Source organism: Amycolatopsis sp. NPDC104863, from assembly GCF_055582965.1.
On sequence record NZ_JBVJOW010000010.1, the window covers coordinates 233,736 to 255,735 of the forward strand.

A 22,000-nucleotide genomic window follows, 5' to 3' on the forward strand; every position below is an offset into this window, starting at 1 on the left:
TACCCCCCCCCCCCCCCCCACCGCACCCCCCCCCCCCCCCCCCCCCCCCCCCCCCCCCCCCCCCCCTCCCCCCCCCCCCCCCCCCCCCCCCCCCAGGTCCGCAGCCTCGTCCACGGCGGTAGTCCGGTTCAGCCCAGCCGCAGGTTCGCGGCCACCTCGCCCTCGGCGGTAATCCGGTTCAGCTCAGCCGCAGGTCCGCGGCCTCGTCCCCGGTGGTAATCCGGGTCAGCCCAGCCATAAGTCCGGGCCTCGCCCCCGGCGATAATCCGGATCAGCCCAGCCACAGATCCGCGGCCACCTCGCCCCCGGCCGTAGTCCGGTTCAGGCGAGCCGCAGGTCCGCGGCTTCGCGCCCGGCGATAGTCCGGTTCAGCCCAGCCGCAGGTCCGCGGCCACCTCGTCCCCGGCGGTCGTGAGCTTCGCGCCGAGCGCGCCCAGCAACGCCCGGGCTCCATGGTTGTCCGTCGTGGTCGAGGCCACGAACCTCGCCGCGTCCGTCGAGCGAGCTTCGGCCAGGAGCAGCGCCAGTACGTCACGGCCGACGCCCTGCCCCCGGCACTCGCGGCTCAGCCAGAGGCCCGCTTCCACCGCGTCGCCGTGGCGCTCCAGCCGCGCGGCGCCGGCCGCCGCGCCGTCGACCTCGACCACCCACGTGCGCTCCACCGCCGTGGCCGGGTTCAGGGATCGGCCGCGGTGGAACGCCAGGAAGGCCGCGCGGCGGGCGGCGGTCCAGCCGGGCGGGCCGTCGACCGGCGGCATCACCTCGAGGGGATCCGCGCCGGCCACGGCGGCTTCGAGCAGCCGCGCCAGGGCGGGTTCGTCGAGCGGGGTCAGCAGGGTCACGCTCGGAGTTTCGCTGCCGGCGGCCGGACCCGCGACCCGATTTTGCCCAGCGCCCGCAGGAAGCGGACGTAGGCCGACCACCGCACCGGCCGGTCGACCCGCCCGGTCAGCTCCTGTTCCGCCCGGTCCAGCAGGCCTTCCAGCAGCACGTCGTGCAGCGGGCGGAAGAACACCGGCCAGGTCAGCCGGGCCGGGCCGTGCAGGGACGCTTCGAGGACGTGCGTCAACTGGCCGCCGGTGACCGTGAACTCGTGGTGGCCCGTTACGCCTCGCGGAGCCGTGAACCGGCACCGCAGCCGCGTGGGCGAGGTCTCTTCGACGACGTAGCGGACCGGGCCGTGGCCCGCCGTCGTGCCCGGGACGCGGGGGCCGTCGAGACGGGTCGGCGGCCAGTCCGCCACCGGCCAGAGCCGGTCGTGCGGGGTGCCGAGTGTGTCGAGCAGGGAAACCAGCCGGTCTTCGGTGACCGGAAACCGCCGGGTGTGGACGTTGCGGACCATGGCCGAACCCTCGATTCTGGAGACTGTCCTCCAGAACCTATTAGAGCATAGTCTCTACAACATGGGCCGCCCCGCGACGCACACCACAGCGCAGTTCCTCGACGCCGCCACCGCGCTCTTCGCCGCCGGCGGCGCCCGCGCCGTCACCATGGCCGCCACCGCGAAGGCCGCGGGCGCGCCGAATGGCTCGATCTACCACCGCTTCCCGGACCGTCCCGCGCTGCTGGCCGAGCTCTGGCGCCGCACGGTCCGCGACTTCCAGGACACGTTCACCGACGCGCTCGGCGACGCGGCGACGGTCGACGCCGCGGTAGCGGCCGCGACCAGCGTCGTCCACTGGTCCCGCAAGCACCCCGAAGGCGCCCGCGTCTGCGACGCCGGCAAGCAGGCCTTCGGCCCGGCCGACTGGTCACCAGAGGCCGCGAAGGCAGTGGCCAAGGACGAGGAGGAGCTGCGCGCGGCGCTCAAGCAGGCGACCCGGACCCTCCCGCCCCTCACCGGCTGCACCGACGAGGACGTGGTGCTCGCCCTGGTCGAGGTCCCCCGCGCGGTGGTCCACCGCTACCTCACCGACGGCCGCACTCCCCCGCCGAAGGCCGTCACGCTGGTCGAACGCAGCGTCCGCAAGCTCCTCGGCCCGTGACTGAAGCCGGATCTCGCGTGATTGAGGCCGTAACTCGCGTGATGGGGGACGTAACGGCTCCAATCACGCGAGTTACGGCTCTGATCACGCGAGTTCCGGGTCTGATCACGCGGGTCAGCGCCTGACTTCCGCCAGCTTCACCGGACGCCGTTCACGACGCGAGACCTCGCACGCTTCGGCGATGTAGAACGCTTCGAGCGCATCCGCGGCAACGCACGGCGAAGGCGCCCGGCCGGCGACGACGTCGAGGAACGCTCGCAGCTCCGTGGTGTACGCCGGGCGGAACCGTTCCATGAACCCCGGGTACGGCGGCCCCGGCAGCGGCGGCACCCCCGGCTCGACCGACCGCAGCGGCGCCCGGTCGTCCAGGCCGACCACCACCCCCGTGAGCGACCCGAGCGCCTCCAGCCGGACGTCGTACCCTGCGCCGTTGTAGCGGGTCAGGGACACCGTCGCCAAGGTGCCGTCGTCGAGGGTCAGGGTCGCCGCCGCCGTGTCGACGTCGCCCGCGTCGGCGAAGAACGCTTCGCCGCGGTTGGCGCCGATCGCGTAGACCTCCTCGATCTCGCGGCCGCTGACCCAGCGGATGACGTCGAAGTCGTGGACGCCGCAGTCGCGGAAGAGCCCGCCCGAATGCGCGACGTACTCCGCCGGCGGGGGCGCCGGGTCGAGCGTCGTCGCGCGCAGTGTGTGCAGCCAGCCCAGCTCACCGGACGCGACCGCCGCCCGCGCCGCCGCGTAGCCCGCGTCGAAGCGGCGCTGGAAGCCGATCTGGACCTGGACGTCCGACGCGCCGATGCGGTCGATCACCGCCAGGGTGCCGGGGATGTCCGCGGCGACCGGCTTCTCGCAGAACACCGGCATGCCAGCGTCGACCGCGGCGATGATCAGGCCCGGGTGCGCGTCGGTGGCCGCCGTGACGACCAGCCCATCGAGCCCCGACGTGAACAGCTCGTCCAGGGAGGTGGCTTCGACCCCGAGCTTCGCCGCGGCCGAAGCCGCGCGCGCGGTGTCGACGTCGGCCACCACGACCGACTCGACCTCGTCGAAGCTTCTCAGCGTCTCCGCGTGCGCGGTGCCGATCCGGCCGGTGCCCGCCAAACCCAACCTCATCGTGACCCTCCTGTAGACGAAACTCCGGTGGTGGTCGCCCGGACCACCAGCGACGGGTGCAGCAGGTGCCGGACCGGCTCCGTGCGCTCCCCGCGGACACGTTCGATCAGCGCGGCGAACGCCAGCCGCGCCATGTCCTTGCGCGGCTGGTCCACCGTGGTCAGGGAAAGGTGCCGCAGCGCGGCGAGCGAGGTGTTGTCGTACCCGACGACCGACACGTCCTCCGGCACGCGCAGTCCGGCTTCCTCCAGCGCCGAGATCGCGCCCACGGCGTTGAAGTCGTTGCCGGAGACCAGCCCCGTGGGCAGGTCGGCGCGCGAGTACGTGGCGAGCAGCTCCCGCACGGCGTTCTCACCCCCGATGTCGGTGTGCTCGCTGCGCACGACGATCGGCTCCAGCCCGTGCCCCCGCATGGCCGACTCGAAGCCGCGACGCCGCTGCGCCGCGCCCGCCGCGCCGCCGCCGTCGAGGTGCGCGATGCGCCGGTGGCCGAGGCCGACCAGGTGGTCGACGGCCAGCGCGGAGCCCGCCTCGCCGTCGTCGTTCACGGTGTCCACTGTGGACGACCGGGTCGTCCGCGAGACCAGCACGACCGGGCACTGCCGGGCCGCGACCTGGATCGCCGAGGCCGGCACGACCGGCGACAGCAGGATGATCCCCGCCGGACGGAAGGACAGGAGGTTGTGCAGGGCGTTCCATTCGCGCGTGGGACTGCGGCCGCCGGTGTTGAGAACGAGGTCGAAACCCGCGGCCTGCGCGGCGCTGTCCAGCTCCTCGACGATGTCGGCGAAGAAGGCGTTGCGCAGGTCGTTGACCATCACGCCGAGCACGGTGGACGTGCGGCTCGCCAGCGACCGCGCCATCACGTGCGGCTGGTAGCCGAGCTCCTCCGCCGCGCGCAGGACGGCGGCGCGGCGGGCGTCGGAGACCTTCGGTGAATTCCGCATCACCAGGGAGACCAGCGCGCGCGAAACCCCCGCCTTCGCGGCGACGTCCTCCATGGTCGGACGCATGCGGCACCTCCCCTGATCACCGAAAACTCGTCCTTGACTTGGTGTGACGGACGCTACAAGATTAGAGCGCTCTAATCAATAGAGCGCTCCAACGCACCCGATCAGAGCAACGGAGTCGTCCCTATGACAGTGAAGATCCGTGTCGCCGCCGCCCCGATCTCCTGGGGCGTCTGCGAAGTCCCCGGGTGGGGTCGGGTGCTCGACGCGGCGACCGTGCTCGGCGAGATGGCCGCGCTGGGCGTCCAGGCGACGGAGCTGGGCCCGCCCGGCTACCTCCCCCGCGAGCCGGCGGCGCTGCGGGAGCTGCTCGGGCAGCACGGCCTGACGCTCGTCGGCGGCTTCCTCGCCGTCGTCCTGCACGAAAACCAGGCGGAGGCGCTGAAGGAGGCCGAGGAGTCCGCCGCGCTGTTCGCCGCGTGCGGGGGTGACGTCCTCGTGCTCGCCGCCGCGACCGGGCTCGAGGGGTACGACGAACGCCCGAAGCTCACCGACGCGGAGTGGGCGGCGCTCGTCGACACCGCCGGGAAGATCCGCGACATCGCGGCCGGTCACGGCCTGCGCACCGTCTTGCACCCGCACGTCGGGACGCACGTGGAGCAGCAGGCGGAGGTCGAGCGCTTCCTCGCCGACTCCGATCTCGGGTTGTGCCTCGACACCGGGCACCTGATGATCGGCGGGACGGATCCGGTCGAGCTCGCGAAGCGCTTTCCCGAACGGGTGGGGCACGTGCATCTGAAGGACGTCCGAGAGGACCTGGCCGCCGAGGTCCGCGGCGGGCGGCTGGCCTACACCGACGCGGTCGGGCGGGGCATCTACACCCCGCTCGGCGAAGGCGACGTGGACGTGGCGTCGATGGTGCGCTCCGTCCAGGCGGCCGGCTACGACGGCTGGTACGTCCTCGAACAGGACACCGCCCTCGGCGGCTCGAGCCCCGACGACCTGCCGCGGCGGGACACCGAGCGCAGCCTGGCCCACCTCGCGAAGATCATCGACTCCCTCTAATCGGTCCCAAAGGAGTGACTGTGTTCTCTCTCAAGAAGCTGGCCGGCGTGGCGGCGATCGCCGCCGCCGGGCTGGTCCTGTCCGCCTGCAGCGGCCCGAGCGCCGACAACTCGTCGAGCAGCACCGGCTCGTCGGCCGCCGCCGCGCCGAGCACCGGCGGCCCGTTCAAGGTCGCCGTCGTCACGCACGGCACCGCCGGTGACGCCTTCTGGAACGTCGTGAAGAACGGCGCCGACCAGGCGGGCAAGGACCTGAACATCGGCGTCGACTACTTCGCCGACGGCGACCCCGGCGCCCAGGCCCGGCTGATCGACAACGCCGTCGCGCAGAAGGTCGGCGGCCTGGTCGTGTCGATGGCGAACCCGCAGGCCCTGCAGACGTCGATCCAGAACGCGGTCAAGGCCGGCATCCCGGTCGTCACCATCAACTCCGGCGAGGACTCCAGCGCGCAGTTCGGCGCGATCGCGCACGTCGGGCAGAGCGAGGGCCTCGCGGGCCAGGGAGCCGGCCAGCGGCTCAAGGCGGCGGGCAAGACGAAGCTGCTGTGCGTCATCCACGAGGCCGGCAACATCGGCCAGAACCAGCGCTGTGACGGCGCGAAGCAGACCTTCGGCAACGTCTCGACCCTGCAGGTCGACATCTCCAACCCGACCGACGCGCAGGCCCGGATCCGCGGCGCGCTGCAGTCCGACCCGTCGATCGACGCGGTGCTGGCGCTGAACTCGCAGGTCGCGGCCCGCGCGGTCGACGCGGCCAAGGAGGCGAGCTCGAAGGCGCAGGTGGCGACGTTCGACCTGAACGCCGACGTCGTCGCGGCCATCAAGGCCGGCACGATCCTCTTCGCCGTCGACCAGCAGCAGTACGAGCAGGGCTACCTGCCGATCGTCTTCCTCAAGCTGTACAAGGAGAACGGCAACACCATCGGCGGCGGCAAGCCGGTGCAGACCGGCCCGGGCTTCGTCGACAAGACCAACATCGACACCGTGGCCCCGTACGCGCAGCGCGGCACTCGCTGATGACGGCGGCGATCCAGACCGAACCCGACGAACGCGTCGCGAAGAAGAGCGTCACCGACCGGCTGGTCGTGCGGCCCGAGATCGGCGCGCTGCTCGGCGCCGTGCTCGTGTTCGTGTTCTTCTCCGTCGTCACCGGCCAGTTCCTCAGCCCGCTGGGCGTGGCGACCTGGCTCGACGACTCCTCGACGCTGGGCATCATGGCCGTGGTGGTCGCGCTGCTCATGGTCGGCGGCGAGTTCGACCTGTCCGCGGGCGTGATGACGGCGTCGACGTCGCTCGTCACGGCGATCCTGGCGACGCAGGCGGGCTGGAACGTCTGGCTCGCGCTGCTAGTGTCGCTCGCCTTCGCCCTCGGTGTCGGCGCGTTCAACGGCTGGCTGGTGATGAAGACCGGGCTGCCCAGCTTCATCGTCACGCTGGGGTCGTTCCTGGCCCTGCAGGGGCTGAACCTCGGCGTGACGCGGCTGGTCACCGACACCGTCCAGGTGTCGGGGATGCGCTCGGCGAGCGGCTACGAGTCGGCCGGCGGGCTGTTCGCGTCGACGTTCGACATCGGCGGCACGGAGTTCCAGTCGTCGATCGTGTGGTGGATCGTCGTGACGGCGATCGCCGCGTGGCTGCTGGTGCGGACCCGGTTCGGCAACTGGATCTTCGCGGTCGGCGGGTCGCAGGTGTCGGCCCGCTCGGTCGGCGTGCCGGTGGTGCGCACGAAGATCCTGCTGTTCATGGGCACCGCGCTCGGCGCGTGGCTGGTCGGCTCGATCAACATCCTGCGGTTCGCCAGTGTCCAGGCCAACCAGGGCATCGGGCTGGAGTTCCAGTACATCATCGCGGCGGTGATCGGCGGCTGCCTGCTCACCGGCGGGTTCGGCTCGGCGGTGGGCGCGGCGATCGGCGCGCTGATCTTCGGCATGGCGCGCCAGGGCATCGTGTTCGCGCAGTGGAACAGCGACTGGTTCATGCTGTTCCTCGGCATCATGCTGCTGGCCGCGGTCCTGGTGAACAACGCCTTCCGGCGCCGCGCGGAAAGGGTACGCCGATGAGCTTGATCGAAGTCCGCGACATCGGGAAGACCTACGGCAGCGTGATCGCGCTGCGCGATGTGTCCACTGTGGTCAACGCGGGCGAGGTGACCTGCGTGCTCGGCGACAACGGCGCCGGGAAGTCCACGCTGATCAAGATCCTGGCCGGGGTGCACCAGCACGACCGCGGCGAGTTCCTCATCGACGGGCAGCCGGTGCGGCTCACCTCGCCGCGCGAGGCGCTCGACCACGGCATCGCGACGGTGTACCAGGACCTCGCCGTGGTGCCGCTGATGAGCGTCTGGCGGAACTTCTTCCTCGGCTCCGAGCCGACCACGGGGTTCGGCCCGTTCAAGATGCTCGACCGGCGCAAGGGCCGCGAGACGACCAAACAGGCGCTGTCCGACATGGGCATCGACCTGCGCGACGTCGAGCAGCCGGTCGGGACGCTCTCGGGTGGTGAACGCCAGTGCGTCGCGATCGCGCGGGCGGTGTACTTCGGCGCGAAGGTGCTGATCCTCGACGAGCCGACCGCGGCTCTCGGTGTCAAGCAGGCCGGCGTCGTGCTCAAGTACGTCGCGCAGGCGCGCGACCGCGGGCTCGGCGTCGTGCTGATCACGCACAACCCGCACCACGCCTTCCCGGTCGCCGACCGGTTCCTGCTGCTCAAGCGGGGCGCGCCGCTCGGGTCGTACGAGAAGAAGGACATCGACATCAACGAGCTGACCCGGCAGATGGCGGGCGGTGCGGAGCTGGAAGCCCTCGAACACGAACTGCGGCAGGTGGAGAAGGCGTGAGTCTCGAAGCGCTGACGATCGGCCGGGTGGGCGTCGACCTCTATCCGGAGCAGAGCGGCGTGCCGCTGGCCGGCGTCAGCACGTTCGCCAAGTCGCTCGGCGGGACCGCGACCAACGTCGCGGTCGCGGCCGCGCGGCTCGGCCGGTCCACGGCGGTGCTGACCAAGGTCGGCCCGGACGGCTTCGGCGACTACGTCCGGCAGGCGCTCGAAGGCTTCGGCGTGTCTTCGGCGCACGTGGGAACTTCGCCGGAGCTACAGACGCCGGTGGTGTTCTGCGAGCTCAACCCGCCCGCGGACCCGCCGCTGCTGTTCTACCGCTCCCCCATCGCCCCGGACCTCACGCTCACCGACGAGGACGTGCCGTGGGACGTCGTCGAGTCGGTGCCGCTGCTGTGGGTCACCGGCACCGGAGTGTCCGTCGAACCCGCGCGGGCGACCCAGCGGAAGATCCTCGAAACCCGGGGCCGCCGCGAGCACACCGTGCTGGACCTCGACTACCGGCCGATGTTCTGGTCGTCGGCCGGGGAAGCGCGGGAGGAGATCGGCGCACTGCTCGACCACGTCACCGTCGCGGTCGGCAACCGCACCGAAGCCGAGGTCGCCGTCGGCACCGCCGACCCGGACACCGCGGCCGACCGGATGCTCGACCGCGGGCTCCGGCTGGCCGTGATCAAGAAGGGCGCCGACGGCGTCCTCGTGGCCACCGCGGACGGCCGCTGGACGGTCCCGCCACAACGCGTCGAAGTCGTCTGCGGCCTCGGCGCCGGCGACGGCTTCGGCGGGGCGCTGGTCCACGGCCTGCTGTCCGGCTGGGACCCGGTGCGCCTCGCGGAGTACGCCAACGCGGCGGGCGCGCTGGTGGCGTCCCGGCTCGCCTGCGCCGACGCCATGCCGACCGCCGCCGAGATCGAGGAGCTGCTGTGATCCTCACCGACGAGCGCTGGAAAGAGCTCCTGCGCACCCGGGCCACCGACCCCGGCGCGATCCGCCAGGCGTACGCGACCCGCAGACGCCGTTCGAAGCTGCTGTCCGACCACGGGACCCTGTTCCTGGTCGCGGCCGACCACCCGGCACGAGGGGCGCTGGGTGTCGGCGAGGACCCCCTCGCCATGGCCGACCGGCGGACCCTGCTCGAACGGCTGCTCGTCGCGCTGGCCAACCCGGCGGTCGACGGCCTGCTCGGCACCCCCGACGTCGTCGAGGAGCTGCTGCTGCTCGGCGCGCTGCACGACAAGGTCGTGTTCGGCTCGATGAACCGCGGCGGCCTGGCCGGCGCGGACTGGGAGATCGACGACCGGTTCACCGGCTACGACGCGCGCACGCTCGTCGACGGCGGGCTCGACGGCGGCAAGATGCTGCTGCGGCTCGTCGACTCCGACGCGGGCACCGTGCCGACGCTGCAGGCCTGCGCCGACGCCGTCACCGAGCTGGCCGCGTACGGGCTGGTGGCGATGGTGGAACCGCTGCCGTACACACGCGAAGCCGGGAAGCTGGTGCTGCAGACGGATCCCGTGTCCCTGGCGCGGGCCGTCACGGTGGCTTCCGGCCTCGGCACGACGTCGGCGCACACCTGGCTGAAGCTGCCCCCGACCGACTCGGCAGCGGTGCTCGGAGCGACGACCCTGCCGGTGGTCGTGCTCGGCGGGGTGCCCTCCGGCGACCCGGCCGCCGACCTGGCCTCCTGGGGCCGGACGCTGCGCCACGACGTCGTGCGCGGCCTGGTGGTCGGCCGCACGCTGCTCTACCCGCCCGGCGGTGACGTCGGTGCGGCGGTCGACGCCGCCGCGAAGGTTCTGGAGGCCGCGAAGTGAGCCATCTGCACCGTCCACTCGGGACGCTTTCCGACGACGCCGACCCGGTCCGGCTGACCCCGGACTCGGCGGGCTGGACGTACACGGGGCTGCGGGTGCTCCGGATCGGCACCCGGCTCCCGCGCACGGTCGTGACCGGCGAGTTCGAGGCGTTCGTGCTCCCGCTGTCCGGCTCGCTCACGGTCCGCGTCGACGGCGAGGAATTCGAGCTGGAAGGGCGTGAGTCGGTGTTCACCCGGGTCACGGACTTCGTCTACGTCCCCCGCGACGCCGAGGTCGAGCTGACTTCCGAGACCGGCGCGCAGGTGGCGCTGCCGATGGCTCGCTGCACCCGCCGGCTGGAACCGAAGTACGGCCCGGCCGAAGACGTCCCGGTCGAGGTGCGCGGCGCCGGGCAGGCGACGCGGCAAGTGACCAACTTCGGGGTGCCCGGGGTGTGGGACCACGCCGACAAGCTCAACGCGTGCGAGCTGATCACGCCGGGCGGCAACTGGTCGTCCTACCCGCCGCACAAGCACGACGAAGCGAGCGAGTGCGAGGTCGTCAACGAGGAGATCTACTACTTCCGGATCGCTGGCCGGGACGGCGTGACGCCGTCACGCGAAGGCTTCGGCCTGCACCGGACCTACACCGCGGACGGTGACCTCGACGAGGACGTCGCCGTGCGCGACCACGACGTCTTCCTCATCCCACGGGGTTACCACGGGCCGTGCGTGTCGGCGCCGGGTTACCCGATGTACTACCTGAACGTCCTGGCCGGGCCGGCTGAGGAGCGGTCCATGGCGTTCTGCGACGACCCGGCGCACGGCTGGGTCCGGGACACCTGGGAGACGCAGGACCTCGACCCGCGGTGCCCGGTGACCAGCCACGAAGGGCGGGTCCGGTGAAGCTGACCACGGCTCAGGCGCTGGTCCGCTGGCTCCTCGCGCAGCGTTCGGAAACGCTCGACGGCCAGGAGGTCCCGCTGTTCCCCGGCGTCTTCGCGATCTTCGGGCACGGCAACGTGCTCGGTCTCGGGACGGCGCTGGAAGAGCACCGCGGCGAGATCCCCGTCTGGCGCGGGCACACCGAGCAGGGCATGGCGCTCGCGGCGGTCGGCTACGCGAAGGCGACGCACCGGCGGCAGGTCGGCGTCGTGACGTCGTCGATCGGGCCGGGCGCGCTCAACATGGTCACCGCGGCCGGGGTCGCGCACGCGAACCGGCTGCCGGTGCTGCTCCTGCCGGGCGACACGTTCGCCGGCCGCGCGCCGGACCCGGTGCTGCAGCAGGTGGAGAACTTCGGCGACGCGACCGCGACGGTCAACGACGCCTTCCGCGCGGTCTCGCGCTACTTCGACCGGATCACCCGGCCCGAGCAGCTGCTCTCGACGTTGCCGCAGGTCGCGCGGGTGCTCACGGACCCGGCCGACACCGGCCCGGTGACCCTGGCGCTGCCGCAGGACGTCCAGGCGGAGACGTTCGACTTCCCGGAGTCGCTGTTCGCCCCGGTGACCCACCGCCTCCTGCGCCCGCGCCCGGACCGCCGCGCGGTCACCGAGGCGGCCGGCGTCCTGCGGTCGTCCCGGCGGCCGCTGCTGGTGCTGGGCGGCGGTGTCCGCTACTCCGGCGCCGGGCGGCGCGCCCTCGATTTCGCCGAGCGGCACGGGATCCCCGTCAGCGAGACCACCGCGGGCCGCACGCTGGTGCCGCACGAGCACCCGCTGAACGCCGGACCGCTCGGCATCACCGGCTCGACGTCGGCGAACGTCCTGGCGGCTTCGGCCGACGTCGTACTGGCGGTCGGCACCCGGCTGCAGGACTTCACCACGGCGTCGTGGACGGTCTTCGCCCCCGACGTCCGCCTGCTCACGCTCAACGCGGCCCGCTTCGACGCGGTGAAGCACGGCGCGCTCGCGGTGGTCGGGGACGCCGACGCGGGCCTGGCGGACCTCGGCGCGCAGCTGGAGAGCTGGCGGGTCGACCCGTCGTGGACCTCCCGCGCCGCGGCGGAACGCGCGAAGTGGGACACGCACGTCGACTCGCTGCGGACCGCGGCCTTCGAAGTGCCGTCGTACGCGCAGGTCGTCGGGGTGGTGAACGACCTTTCCGAAGCGGACGACTACGTGATGACGGCGTCCGGCGGGATGCCGGGCGAGCTGATCGGCGGCTGGCGCGGGTCCGGTTCGGTCTCGATGGACGTCGAGTACGGGTTTTCCTGCATGGGTTACGAGCTGTCCGGCGCCTGGGGCGCGGCGATCGCCCACCCGGGCCTGGTGACCACCCTGCTCGGCGACGGCTCGTACCTGATGCTGAACTCGGAGCTGTTCTCGGCCGCTTTCGCGGGACATCCGTTCGTCGCGGTCGTCTGCGACAACGACGGGTACGCGGTGATCGCGCGGCTCCAGGAGGGTCAGGGCGGGAAGCCGTTCAACAATTTTTACGCCGACTGCACGACTTCCCACGCTTCGCCGCCGCGGGTCGACTTCGCCCGGCACGCGGAGTCGTTGGGCTGTACGGTTTTCCCGGCTAGTTCGGTTGAGGACCTTCGGGTGGCGTACGCGCGCGCTCGCGAGGCGGCGGTGGCTGAGCAGCGGCCGGCCGTCGTTGTGGTGAAGACGCAGCCGTCGGCGTGGACCGAGGCCGGGGCCTGGTGGGAGGTCGGGGTGCCGGAGCACCTCGCCGGGCGAGAAGGTTACGAGCGCGGGAAGGGCGATCAGGTGCGTTATCTCGGGTCCTGACCGGCGCCGCGGGGGCGCCCCCCGTTTTCCACTTTACCGGAGGGCACCGACATTCCCGGCGGCCGCGGCCCGGACCCGCGGCCTCAACGTGAACCCGCTCGGCTTGAGCGTCAACGACTCGACGATCTTCAGCTCATACGCCGGATCAGCCTCGAAGTCATAGCGCTGCAACACCATTCCCAGCGCCAGCACGGCTTCGTGCAACGCGAACTGACGACCGATACAAGCACGCTCGCCCGTCCCGAACGGTTTGTACGCCTGCGCCGGCCGCTTCTTCACCGCCGCGGGCTCGAACCGGTCCGGGTCGAACTTCTCCGGGTCCGGCCCCCACGCCGCCGGGTCGCGGTGCACCAGCGGGAGCGGCACGATCACCCAGTCCCCCTTGTGCATCCGGTGTTTCCCGCCGAGCACGACGTCTTCGTGCGCTTCGCGCGAGTAGCCGGGCGCGGTCGGCCAGAGCCGCATCGCCTCGTCGAGGACACGACGCACGTAACGCAGCTTCGCGACGTCTCCGAACGCGGGCTCGCGGTCACCCCACACCGCGTCGACCTCCGCGCGCGCCTTCGCCAGCAGCTCGGGGTGGCGTGTCAGGTAGTACAACGCGAACGAGAGCGCGCCGGACGTCGTCTCGTGGCCGGCGACGACAAACGTGATCGCCTGGTTGCGAATGTTCACCGGGTCGAGGCGCTCCCCCGTCGTCGGGTGGCCTTCGGTGAGCATCAGGCCCAGCAGGTCACGGCTCTCTTCGCCGCTGCGCCGCCGTTCCTCGATGACCTCGTCGACGAGGTTCGTCATGGTCGCGATATCAGCCTGGTTCTGCTCGGGCGTCCCGGCGAACGCGCGCCGGACGAACGGCAGCTTGACGTTCTGCAGCTGCGCGTACCGCAGTGAGCGGATCATCGCCGTCACGAACGGGTGCGGTTCGGTGCGCTCGAACGAGCCGAAGCGGTACCCGAACCCGGCCCGCCCGATCGTCTCCAGGGTCAGCCGGGTCATGTCGGCGGAGACGTCGACCGGGCCGCTCGCCGCGTCCCAGGCCGCGGTCAGCTCGTGCGCGACCTCGAGCATGAGCGGGTGGTAGCGGCGCATCGCCTCGGCCGAGAACGCCGGCTGCAGGATGTCGTGGGCCAGCCGCCAGTTGGGCTCGTGCGTGTGCGCGGTGAACAGCCCGTCGCCGGCCACCGCGCGCAGGTTCTCGATGCCCATGCCGACGTGCTTGCCGAACTTCGTCTCGTCGTTCAGCTGCGTGACCAGGTCGACCCCGCCGACGAAGACGATCTCGAAACCGAAGATCTTGCGCGTGAAGATCGGGCCGAGGCGCTTGCCGATCCGCAGCGTGTCCTGCAACGGCGTGCGCGGGTTCGCGCCGATCAGGTCGCCGATCACCGGCAGCCGGCCCGGCCGGTGCGGAATCCCGGTGGTGTCCACGGCGTACCCCCTATTGAACCCGAATCCAATAACGTCACGATCCCCCGCTACTGAACCCGTGTCAAGTAAGGTTCGGGGATGCGGACGAGGCTGAGCACCGAGCAACGGCGCGAGCAGCTCCTGGCGATCGGCGCCGGGTTGTTCGCGAAGCGGCCATACGACGAGGTGTGGATCGAAGAGGTCGCCGAGATCGCGCAGGTCTCCCGCGGCCTGCTGTACCACTACTTCCCCACCAAGAAGGACTTCTTCGCCTCGATCGTCCGCGCGCAGCGCGACCAGCTGCTGGCGATGAGCGAGCCCGACCCGGCGCTGCCCGTCGCCGAGCAGCTGCGGGCCGGGCTCGACGTGTACCTCGAGTTCGCGCGCACGCACCCGGACGGCTACCGGATCGTGCACCGGGCCGCGAGCGGCGCCGACCGCGAGATCCAGGAGATCCGCGAGGCCGGGATGGCCGCGAACGCGTCGCGCATCCTGGACGCGGTGAGCCTGCTGACCCCGGTCACCGAGGTGACGCGGCTGGCCGTGCGCGGCTGGCTCGCGTTCGTGGCGGCGATCATCCTCGACTGGCTCGACCAGCCGAAGGTCACCCAGGAGGAGCTGCGCGACCTCTGCGTCCGCACGCTGTTCGCGGCGGTCGGCGTCACCCCGTGACGGCGGGCGACGCGGCGCCGTCGACCAGCTTCCGCGGTGTGCCGGAACCGTCCGCCGGGACCGCCCAGACGGCGTTGTCCAGGCCGTAGAGCACGGTGTGGTCGTCCTGCCACAGCGCCTGGTCGTCGACGCTGCGCTGTTCCGCCAGTTCGGTCTCCCTCATCGTCTTCAAGTCGAGGACCGAGAGCCGCCAGACGCCTTCACCCACCTTCTTCTTGAAGGCGATCCGGGTGGCGTCCGGGGACAGCGACGGGCATTCGACGTTCTCGCGCAGCGCTTTGCCGCGGTAGCGCGCGTAGTCGCCTTCGACGAGGTAGGTCTTGCCCTTGCTGCCGAGCGTTGCGTAGAAGCGGTTGCCGTCGGGGGCGAAGGTGATGCCCCAGTAGTTGGCGTCGGCGGCGAAGTAACGCTCGCCGTCGACGAACACCGGAAGCTCTTCGATCGTCTTGACGAGCTGACCGTCGTCGACGTCGTAGATCCCGGCGCGCGTCGAGAAACCCGTTTCGGCGTAGGAGTCGCCGGTGACGAACAGCGTCCAGTAGACGCGTTTGCCGTCCGGGGACACCCGGGCGCGGCTCGGCGTGCCCGGCAGGGTTTCGGTGTGGCGGACGGCCAGGTGGTCGTCGAGCACGAGGACGTCGGTCTTGGCCGGGAGCGTGCCGGGCTGGACGGCGAGGCACACCGCGGTCCGCTTCGCCACCGCGAACCGGTCGCACTTCAGGCCGCTGAGCTGCCGTTTTTCCGGGCCGAGGGTGCCGACGCGGCCGGTGGCGGTGTCGCGGAAGAGCAGCTGCCCGGGGCTCAGCGTGAGCTGGGCGGCGGGTTCGGCGTCCGCGGTGTCGTGGCGGGCGCTGACGGTGTAGACGACGGCCGCGGCGATCAGCAGCGCCGTGCCGATGAGGGCGAGGACGAGTTTCTTCACGGGCGCACCGGTTTCACGAGAGCGGCGGCGAGGGCGACGGCGGCCAGGCAGCCCGCGGCGACGAGCACCGCGGGCCCCAGGTCCCAGAGCGTCCAGGCCAGTCCGAAGAGGACGGACGAGACCATGCGCGCCACCGCCTGTCCCGTCTGGACGACGGCGAGGCCGGTGGCCCGCAGGTCGGGCGACACAAGCGGGCCGGCGGCGGCCATGAGCACCCCGTCGGTGGCCGCGTAGAACACCCCGTGCAGGCCGAGCGCGACGACGGGGAGCGCCGCGTAGGCCGGACCGCAGAGCAGCACGAGGGCCAGGCAGAGCGCGCCGTGGCCGCCGAGGAAGACCGGCCAGCGGCCGACGCGGTCGGCGAGCCTGCCCAGCGGCACCGCGAGCACCAGATAGACACCGGCGGTGCCCAGCGGCAGCAGCGGGAAGAACGTCGCGGCGATCTCCCACTTCCGCTGCAGGACGAGGTAGACGAAGGAGTCGCCGACCGTCACCAGGCCGAGCAACGCGGCCCAGAGCGTCACGCGCCGGAAGTCGCTCTGCTTGAGCAGACCTGCCGCCGCTCGCAGCGACACGGCGGCCCGGTCGACGCCGCCGGGGTGGTCCTTGACGAACAGGACCAGGAGCAGCACGGCGATCGCCGCGACGCAGAAGCTGGTGAAGAACACGCTGGTGTAGCTGCCGAGGCTCAGCGCGAGGACCGCCATCGCGACCAGCGGGCCGAGGAACGCGCCGACGGTGTCGAGGGCGCGGTGCACCCCGAACGACCGGCCGAGCGCGCCGGGCTCGCTGCTGAGCGAGATCAGCGCGTCGCGGGGCGCGGTGCGCACGCCCTTGCCGGTGCGGTCGGCGGCGAGCACCACCCCGATCGCCGCGACCGAGGAGCCGGCCGCGACCAGGCCGAGCTTGCACACCGCGGACAAGCCGTACCCGAACCCGGCGACCGCCTTGAGCCGCCGCCACCGGTCGGCGAGGTGGCCGCCGAGCACCCGCACGAGGGCGGTGGCGCCGGCGTAGAGCCCGTCGAGCAGCCCGAACTGCAGCGGGTTCAGGCCGAGGCCGAGCACCAGGTAGAGCGGGAGGACGGCGGTGACCATCTCCGACGAGACGTCGGTGACCAGGCTGACCATCCCGAGCGCCACCACGTTGGCGGAAACCCTCTTGAGCAAGGGCTTCCGGTTCTCGTCGGCCCCCAGGTCCGAAGCACGGCTTGCCGCGATGTACATGCCGGTCCCCCTAGTGGCAGGTGTAGGTCGGGCTGCTGTCGAGGACCTTGTTGTCGACGCCGATCAGCTGCGTCTGGAAGGAGGTGTCCGTCATCGACAGCTTCAGGACGCCGAAGGTCTTCAGCAGCTTGGCGGTCGTCGCGTGCGCGGGGCTGAGGTCGTAGAGGTTGGCGCCGCCCGAACCGCCGACGATCTCGACGGGACCGTTCGCGTCCGCCTTGCCCTCGGCGTTCTGCGGCACGAACCGCTCGTAGTCGTGGTCGTGGCCGTTGAGGACGAGGTCGACCTTGCTGGCGGTCATGATGTTCCAGAGCTCGACGCTGTCCTTGTTGTCCCCGTGGTCACCGGAGCTCCAGCGCGGGTGGTGGTAGTACGCCGCGACGCAGCCCTTGGTGTTCTTGGCGAGGTCCTGCTTGAGCCAGGTGATCTGGGGCGGCTCGGCGAACTCGTCGTGGGTGACGAAGTCGTTGGAGTCGAGGGCGATGAAGTGCCAGTTGCCCATTTCCCAGCTGTAGTAACGCTGGCCCTGGGGCTTCGCGATGGCGCCGAAGTAGTCCTCGTAACCCTTGAACTTCGGCTCGTCGTAGGACTCGTGGTTGCCCGGGATGGGGTGGGTGATGTTCTTGAACTTGCCCCAGGTCTTGTCGTAGTAGGCCTTGAAGTCCGAGAGGTGGGCGTCGTCGTACTGGTTGTCGCCCATGGTGATCACTGCGGCCGGGTTCATCTGCTCGACGAGCTTCGCGGTCTTCACGTGGGCACAGCTCGAACTGCTCGCGGTGCAGCGTTCGGCGATGTCGCCCGCGGCGGCGAGCACGAAGCCGCTTCCGTTGCCCGCCTGGGTCTTCACGGTGACCGGGGCGCTCGACGGCGAGGTGTTCCCCGCGGCGTCGCGCGCCCGGACCGCGTAGGAGTAGCTGGTGTCGGGCGTGAGGCCGGTGTCGGTGTAGGAGGGCGTTGTGCTGGTGGCGACGACGGTTCCGTTGCGGAGGACGTCGTACCCGGCGACACCGACGTTGTCCGTGGCGGCGTTCCAGGTCAGGACGGTGCTGGTCGCGGTGGTCGTGCCCGCGCTGAGGCCGGCCGGGGTGGTCGGGGCCTGGGTGTCGCCGGAGGAGTCCGTCGAGCCGAAGACCTGCATCTCCCAGAGGGAGTAGCCGTAGCTCGTGGCGCGGGTGAGGCCGACGAGGCGCACGTAGCGGCCGTGGGCGGCGAGGGTCAGCTCGTCGGTCTTGCCGTCACCGGTGTTGTTGGTGGCGGCGGTGGTGAAGGTCGTGCCGTCGTCGGAGACCTCGATGCGGTACTTCTTGGCGTAGGCGGCTTCCCAGTTCAGGACCACGCGGTGGATCGCGGCGGACTGGCCGAGGTCGATCCGCAGCCACTGCGGGTCGGCGCCTTCGACGCTGGCCCACCGGGTGGTGGCGCTGCCGTCGACGGCCTTCGCCCCGGCGTAGGCCGAGCTTTCGACGGTGGACGTCGCAACCGGTTTCCCTTGGGAGAGCAGGACATCGGCCTGCGGGGTACCGGCCGCGGCGATCGCTCCGGGCAGCAGCGTGATCGCGGCGACCACGGGTGTGAGGCGGGTGAATGTGCGTAGGCGGGTCGACGGCACGTCGCGCTCCTTCTGGGCCTGGCGGTGGCTGGTGGGCTGCGGCGTCGGGTGAACTGGAGATGAACTGTTAAGAAAGTTTCCTAACTAAAGCGACTTTAGCGATGATCGCTTTCGGCTGACAAGACGTGTCTTGTCGTTGAATCGGTCAAGAGGGTGAGTTTGGGCAGGTTTCCGCTGGTCAGTGCGATTCCCGATGAGCGGCGCACTGCGCCGTGAGGCGGGATGGGTGCCGCAGAGCCCCGACCTTTCCCGCTTCGCCGCCGATTTTGTCGGTGGTCGCGGGTAGCGTGGGAACCGGGGGCAGCGCCCATCGCGTCGCGCTTGTTTTCCTTATTTCAAGCCAAAAAACTAGTCGCGGCGGGCGCTTGACCTTCACCCGATTCAGCGATGACCATCGCACAGGTGTTCGGGTAACTTCGGATACATGACCTCAGTCGTCCGAACTCAGCAGCTTCTTGATCTCGCCGACAGCGGCGCGTCCCGCCCGGTTCGCCCCGACCGTGCTTGCCGATGGCCCGTAGCCGACCAGATGCAACCGCGGCTCACGCACCACGCGCGTGCCGTCCATCCGGATCCCGCCCCCGGGTTCCCGCACGCGCAAGGGCGCGAGGTGGTCGATCGCCGCGCGGAAGCCGGTCGCCCAGAGGATGACGTCGGCTTCGAAGCGAGAGCCGTCCGCCCACACGACACCGTCCGGCGTGATCCGGTCGAACATCGGCCGCCGCTCGAGGATCCCGGCCGCGCGCGCGGCCCGCACTTCCGGCGTCACGGCGAGATCGGTGACGCTCACAACGCTCTCGGGCGGCAACCCGGCGCGGACTCGTTCGTCGACCTTCGCGACGGCGTTGCGTCCCCAGTCCTCACTGAAGGGTTCGTCGCGCCAGACGGGCGGACGCCGCGTCGCCCAGGCAGTCGCGCGCGCCAGCGGGGCGAACTCCATGAGCAGCTGAACGGCCGAAGCCCCACCCCCGACCACCACGACCCGCCGACCACGGAACTCTTCCGGCCCGGTGTAGTCGGCGGTGTGCACCTGCCGGCCGGCGAAGGTCTCTTGGCCGGGGTAGTGCGGCCAGAAGGGCCGGTCCCAGGTGCCGGTCGCACTGATCACGGCCCGAGCGGCCCATGACTCGGCCGGGCTCGTCACCACGAGCCGCTCCCCCGCCCGCGTCACGGACTGGACGTCAACGGGCCTGAAGACAGGAAGGTCATAAACGCCCTCAAAGCGCGCAAAGTACTCCGAAACCACCTCAGAAGCCGGACGGCTCACGTCGGGGGTCCCAAAGGCCATGCCCGGAAGGTCATAGATGCCATGAACCTTCCCCAAAACCAGCGACGGCCACCGGTACTGCCACGCACCCCCAGCCCGCTTCCCATGATCGAGCACAACAAACCCAAAGCCATTGGCAAACCCGGCCCGGCGCAGGTGATAGGCCGCGGAAAGCCCCGCCTGCCCGGCCCCGATCACCACCACGTCCGTCTCGTGATCAGCGCCGCTCATGTGGTTTTCAACGACGCCCCGGTCGAGGTATTTCGCGCCGTAGGTCACACCAGTGGCGGTGGCCCTAGCCGCGCGCCTGCCTACGCCTCGGCGCGCTGTCTGCGCACGTCACGCGGGTCAGGCCCGTCCACTGCCGAGCCGCGGTCCCGCTCACCTCGCTGGCCGCTGCACCGCAGCCGCACGTGCCGAACGGTCCCGGCCGGCCCCACCGCAACCCCGCAGCGCCAGCCGGATCGACCCAGCTCAGACCCGGCAGCACCTCCACCGCACCAACCAAGCCCACTCCGACAACAACTCCGCGGCGCCAGTCGACCACCCCGGCTCACATCCGGCAGCACCCCCTCTGCACCAACCGAGCCGCTCCGCCAGCGGCCTGCCGCGCCAGCCGAATCGACCCAGCTCACACCCGGCGGCACCCTCACCGCACCAACTGAGCCACTCCGACAACAACTGCGTAGCGCCAACCGAACCGCCCCACGCACACCCGGCAGCAGCCCTACCCGCACCAACCGAGCCACTCCGGCGGCAACTGCGGCGCGCCAGCCGAACGGCGGCAATCCCCGGCAGAACCCACCGCACCAGCCAACCCGCGCCGCGGTCACACCGCGACCTGGTTTCGACCGGCCTCCTTCGCCCGATACAGCGCGGCATCAGCCGAGCGGAGCACATCGTCGAGCGTTGGGCCCGCGTCGGGATGGCGGGCCACTCCGATCGACACCGACAGACCACTCACCCGGACCGTCCCGCCACCCGTGGAGATCACCACGTTCAGCTCCCCCACCGCCACCCGCACCCGCTCGGCGATGCCGAGCACGTCGGCGCGGCCGATGCCTGGCAGCAGCACCACGAACTCCTCGCCGCCGAAACGGCCGACCGTGTCGCCCTGGCGGACCGATCCGGAGATCGCCACCGCCACCGCGGCCAGCACATCGTCGCCGGTCAGGTGGCCGTATGTGTCGTTGATCCGCTTGAAGTGGTCGAGGTCGATCATCAGCACCGCGAAGCCGATCGTGCCGCGCCGCAGTGAACGGGAGTGCTCGCGGACCGCCGAATCGTGCCAGCCGGCCGTGTTCAGCAGGCCCGTCTTCTCGTCCGTGACCGCGGCCACCTGCAGTTGCTGTTTCAGCAGCAGGTACCTGTGCAGCAACAACAACGGCGCCACGACGAACACCACCAGCACCGGCTGCTCGACCAACGCCAGCGCCGCCAGGCCACCCAGGCAGAGCGTCGCCACCTCGAACGCGTTGTCCTCCCACGTGCCGATCAGGTCCGCCGCCGAGCGCTGGCTCGTGTACAGGTAGATGCCCGCCGCGACCAGGCCCATGTTCACCAGCTCGAACACCACCGCGGCCAGGCACAGCGCGAAGAGCCCGCGCGGCGTCTGCAGCGACGTCCCGTGCAGCCCGGACACCGCGAGAACGGACGAAGCCGCGAAGCACGAGAGCATCGCCCACGCCGTGCTCGCGACGAAGCGGTGCGCGGGACGCGTCCGGACCTGGCGCCACACCCTCACCCACAGGTGCGTGTAGAGCACGAGGGCCAGCAGCGCCACCCACGCCGGCGGGAGCAGGACCACACCGGCGAGGTACCAGACCGACGTGACGTTGATGTGCGTCTGCCCGCTCATCCACCGGCGCAGCCGTTCGATGCGCCGGGACATCTCGGCCTGCGCGACGCCGAGCGCGACCAGCACCGCGAACCAGACCGGCCGCACCGGCCCCCCGAACCCGGTGACCAGCGCCGCCACGGTCGCCGCGACGGCGACCAGCTCACAACAGAGCGCGTAGGTGATCCAACGGACCTTCGCCCCGGCCCACATTTCCCAGCGCGCGGGCCAGCCCGGCCAGGCGGAAAGCGCTTCCCGGCGCACGTCGGCCTGGGCCCTCAAGAACCGAAGCCAGCGAAGTGACGGACCGGCATCTGACGTACCCCTTGCGCGAAGTTCGGCCGACCAGGTCGCCCAGCGTAGCCGTTCCGGCGACGCGCGTCGCCGGTCCGGGGGAATTGTGGCAACGCGCCTGCTCAAAGACCCGCGCAGGGTAGATCCGCCCAGCTCAGGGCACTGGTGACGCTCGGAGCGAGTGTCGCGCCGGGAACGGCGAGGCGGGAACGGCGAGGCGGGAACGGCGAGGCGGGAACGGCGAGGCGGGAACGGCGAGGCGGGAACGGCGAGGCGGGAACGGCGA

20 protein-coding genes are annotated in these 22,000 nt (G+C 71.2%); 10 read left to right on the top strand and 10 right to left on the bottom strand.

Annotated elements, in window-relative coordinates:
* Positions 1 to 368: 368 nt before the first annotated feature.
* Together ACZ63J_RS42455 and ACZ63J_RS42460 are read right to left on the bottom strand one after the other, a co-directional pair.
* Positions 369 to 842, bottom strand: a complete 474-nt coding sequence (locus ACZ63J_RS42455) for a GNAT family N-acetyltransferase (RefSeq protein WP_465401702.1) — start codon at positions 840 to 842, stop codon at positions 369 to 371.
* Positions 839 to 1,342: an SRPBCC family protein gene (locus tag ACZ63J_RS42460; RefSeq protein ID WP_465401701.1), complete on the bottom strand. Its 504-nt coding sequence runs from the start codon at positions 1,340 to 1,342 to the stop codon at positions 839 to 841. The genes ACZ63J_RS42455 and ACZ63J_RS42460 overlap by 4 nt, the downstream gene beginning before the upstream one ends.
* A gap of 61 nt (positions 1,343 to 1,403) precedes the next feature.
* Here ACZ63J_RS42460 and ACZ63J_RS42465 point away from each other — a divergent pair, with 61 nt between their 5' ends.
* Positions 1,404 to 1,985 (top strand): TetR/AcrR family transcriptional regulator, encoded by a 582-nt coding sequence (locus ACZ63J_RS42465; RefSeq protein WP_465340171.1) that lies wholly within the window; start codon positions 1,404 to 1,406, stop codon positions 1,983 to 1,985.
* A 114-nt stretch (positions 1,986 to 2,099) separates the two neighbouring features.
* Here the strand turns inward: ACZ63J_RS42465 and ACZ63J_RS42470 are convergent, their stop codons facing one another.
* Together ACZ63J_RS42470 and ACZ63J_RS42475 are read right to left on the bottom strand one after the other, a co-directional pair.
* Positions 2,100 to 3,098, bottom strand: coding sequence for a Gfo/Idh/MocA family protein (locus ACZ63J_RS42470; RefSeq protein ID WP_465401700.1), 999 nt, complete (start codon positions 3,096 to 3,098; stop codon positions 2,100 to 2,102).
* Positions 3,095 to 4,111 carry a LacI family DNA-binding transcriptional regulator gene (locus ACZ63J_RS42475; protein ID WP_465401699.1) on the bottom strand — a complete coding sequence of 339 codons (1,017 nt, stop codon included), beginning with the start codon at positions 4,109 to 4,111 and terminating at the stop codon, positions 3,095 to 3,097. The genes ACZ63J_RS42470 and ACZ63J_RS42475 overlap by 4 nt, the downstream gene beginning before the upstream one ends.
* Positions 4,112 to 4,234: 123 nt before the next feature.
* Between ACZ63J_RS42475 and ACZ63J_RS42480 the strand changes: the two genes are divergently transcribed.
* Genes ACZ63J_RS42480 through iolD form a run of 8 tightly spaced genes read left to right on the top strand, consistent with a single transcriptional unit; the run spans position 4,235 to position 12,480 of the window.
* Complete coding sequence (locus tag ACZ63J_RS42480; RefSeq protein ID WP_465401698.1) at positions 4,235 to 5,113, top strand: TIM barrel protein; 879 nt, start codon at positions 4,235 to 4,237, stop codon at positions 5,111 to 5,113.
* Between the two features lie 20 nt (positions 5,114 to 5,133).
* Positions 5,134 to 6,129, top strand: coding sequence for a sugar ABC transporter substrate-binding protein (locus tag ACZ63J_RS42485; protein ID WP_465401697.1), 996 nt, complete (start codon positions 5,134 to 5,136; stop codon positions 6,127 to 6,129).
* Positions 6,129 to 7,172: an ABC transporter permease gene (locus tag ACZ63J_RS42490; RefSeq protein ID WP_465401696.1), complete on the top strand. Its 1,044-nt coding sequence runs from the start codon at positions 6,129 to 6,131 to the stop codon at positions 7,170 to 7,172. The genes ACZ63J_RS42485 and ACZ63J_RS42490 overlap by 1 nt, the downstream gene beginning before the upstream one ends.
* Complete coding sequence (locus tag ACZ63J_RS42495) at positions 7,169 to 7,948, top strand: ATP-binding cassette domain-containing protein (protein WP_465401695.1); 780 nt, start codon at positions 7,169 to 7,171, stop codon at positions 7,946 to 7,948. Before ACZ63J_RS42490 ends, ACZ63J_RS42495 begins: the two co-directional genes overlap by 4 nt.
* Positions 7,945 to 8,874, top strand: coding sequence for a 5-dehydro-2-deoxygluconokinase (gene iolC / locus ACZ63J_RS42500; protein WP_465401694.1), 930 nt, complete (start codon positions 7,945 to 7,947; stop codon positions 8,872 to 8,874). The genes ACZ63J_RS42495 and iolC overlap by 4 nt, the downstream gene beginning before the upstream one ends.
* The gene (locus ACZ63J_RS42505) at positions 8,871 to 9,761 is read left to right on the top strand and encodes a Cgl0159 family (beta/alpha)8-fold protein (RefSeq protein ID WP_465401693.1); all 891 of its coding nucleotides are present in this window, start codon (positions 8,871 to 8,873) and stop codon (positions 9,759 to 9,761) included. The genes iolC and ACZ63J_RS42505 overlap by 4 nt, the downstream gene beginning before the upstream one ends.
* Complete coding sequence (gene iolB, locus ACZ63J_RS42510; protein ID WP_465401692.1) at positions 9,758 to 10,648, top strand: 5-deoxy-glucuronate isomerase; 891 nt, start codon at positions 9,758 to 9,760, stop codon at positions 10,646 to 10,648. The genes ACZ63J_RS42505 and iolB overlap by 4 nt, the downstream gene beginning before the upstream one ends.
* Positions 10,645 to 12,480: a 3D-(3,5/4)-trihydroxycyclohexane-1,2-dione acylhydrolase (decyclizing) gene (gene iolD / locus ACZ63J_RS42515; protein WP_465401691.1), complete on the top strand. Its 1,836-nt coding sequence runs from the start codon at positions 10,645 to 10,647 to the stop codon at positions 12,478 to 12,480. The genes iolB and iolD overlap by 4 nt, the downstream gene beginning before the upstream one ends.
* Positions 12,481 to 12,513: 33 nt before the next feature.
* Here iolD and ACZ63J_RS42520 read toward each other — a convergent pair whose 3' ends face one another.
* A complete protein-coding gene (locus ACZ63J_RS42520; protein ID WP_465401690.1) occupies positions 12,514 to 13,908 on the bottom strand; it encodes a cytochrome P450 in 1,395 nt (464 codons plus the stop codon).
* 78 nt (positions 13,909 to 13,986) lie between these two features.
* On the opposite strand from ACZ63J_RS42520, the gene ACZ63J_RS42525 reads away from it, so the two are divergent.
* Positions 13,987 to 14,559: a TetR/AcrR family transcriptional regulator gene (locus ACZ63J_RS42525; protein ID WP_465401689.1), complete on the top strand. Its 573-nt coding sequence runs from the start codon at positions 13,987 to 13,989 to the stop codon at positions 14,557 to 14,559.
* Here ACZ63J_RS42525 and ACZ63J_RS42530 read toward each other — a convergent pair.
* The 5 genes from ACZ63J_RS42530 to ACZ63J_RS42550 form a co-directional block, all read right to left on the bottom strand.
* Positions 14,549 to 15,481: a TolB-like translocation protein gene (locus ACZ63J_RS42530; protein WP_465401688.1), complete on the bottom strand. Its 933-nt coding sequence runs from the start codon at positions 15,479 to 15,481 to the stop codon at positions 14,549 to 14,551. The two genes, ACZ63J_RS42525 and ACZ63J_RS42530, sit on opposite strands and share 11 nt — an antisense overlap.
* Positions 15,478 to 16,707: an MFS transporter gene (locus ACZ63J_RS42535; protein WP_465401687.1), complete on the bottom strand. Its 1,230-nt coding sequence runs from the start codon at positions 16,705 to 16,707 to the stop codon at positions 15,478 to 15,480. Before ACZ63J_RS42535 ends, ACZ63J_RS42530 begins: the two co-directional genes overlap by 4 nt.
* Positions 16,708 to 16,717: 10 nt before the next feature.
* Entirely contained in the window at positions 16,718 to 18,274 is a 1,557-nt protein-coding gene (locus ACZ63J_RS42540; RefSeq protein WP_465401801.1) for a discoidin domain-containing protein, read from the bottom strand.
* A gap of 472 nt (positions 18,275 to 18,746) precedes the next feature.
* A complete protein-coding gene (locus ACZ63J_RS42545) occupies positions 18,747 to 19,814 on the bottom strand; it encodes an NAD(P)-binding domain-containing protein (RefSeq protein ID WP_465401800.1) in 1,068 nt (355 codons plus the stop codon).
* A 598-nt stretch (positions 19,815 to 20,412) separates the two neighbouring features.
* A complete protein-coding gene (locus tag ACZ63J_RS42550; protein WP_465340399.1) occupies positions 20,413 to 21,633 on the bottom strand; it encodes a GGDEF domain-containing protein in 1,221 nt (406 codons plus the stop codon).
* Between the last annotated feature and the right edge of the window lie 367 nt (positions 21,634 to 22,000).